The 895-nt window shown below is 39.8% G+C and carries 1 protein-coding gene; it reads left to right on the top strand.

The genetic code is table 11. The features are described from left to right. Positions 1-158 precede the first annotated feature (158 nt). Complete coding sequence (locus tag K8089_RS16160) at positions 159-668, top strand: GNAT family N-acetyltransferase (protein WP_237604320.1); 510 nt, start codon at positions 159-161, stop codon at positions 666-668. The last annotated feature ends 227 nt before the right edge of the window (positions 669-895 follow it).

Genomic DNA, 895 nt, shown 5'->3' with positions numbered 1-895 from the left:
AAGTGGGGGGAAGTAGCGTCTTGATTGTTACTGAGATTATTTATTAACAAATGCCAATTATTTGAGAATCGTGAGTTGTCATACAATTGTCATACGTCCTACGTCTTTCTTCTTCCCACATTAAACACTATGTTTGTTTCCAAATAAAAAAAGTGACAATGAAAATAACCAATAGCAGCCCAGCAGATATCCCTGAAATATTTAGACTTTATCGCTTAGCTACCGAATATCAAAAAATAACGTTTCCAGACAACCTTTGGCCAGAATTTGATAGGGCGATGGTGGAAACGGAAGTGCTAGAGAAGCGACAGTTTAAAATAGTAATAGACGGTCAAGTTGCTTGCGTGTGGGCCATTACTTATAGCGACCCGCAGATATGGGAGGAAGCAGATAATGAAGATTCTATTTATATCCACCGCATTGCTACAAACCCCGACTTTAGGGGTAATGATTTTGTAAAGACCATTGTTACTTGGGCGAAGACCTACGCTGCTGAACACAAAAAACAGTATATCAGAATGGATACCTGCGGCAATAATCAGCGTCTTATTAAACACTATACCCGCAGTGGCTTTAATTTCTTGGAAATGAAAAAGATTCGCGATTCTTCACAGCTGCCATCCCATTATCACAATGCCGATGTGTGTTATTTTGAAATTCAACTATAAGGTTAGCCTCTGTTTCCCAAAGGGGAGCGAGTTCGTCTTCGGTCTTGTCATTTCATGAATCCTGTTTCCTGAAACCAGTCTCAAATCTCACGTCTCACACCTCAAATCTAAATCGTCCTACGTCATCTTCATCTTCATCTTCATCTTCGTCTTCGTGAACTTCCCTGATTAGAGTTGACTATTTTTAGTCTAGCCTCTAGATTCTAGATTCTAGACTCTAGCCTCTA

The organism is Aequorivita vitellina (assembly GCF_022008365.1).
Classification (GTDB): domain Bacteria; phylum Bacteroidota; class Bacteroidia; order Flavobacteriales; family Flavobacteriaceae; genus Aequorivita; species Aequorivita vitellina.
The sequence above is the reverse complement of the archived record's forward strand: the minus strand, read 5'-3'. Positions and strand labels throughout refer to the sequence as shown.

Bases quoted from the DNA above. Each gene is read 5' to 3' on its own strand.
- K8089_RS16160 (WP_237604320.1), top strand. From the start codon at position 159: ATGAAAATAACCAATAGCAGCCCAGCAGATATCCCTGAAATATTTAGA.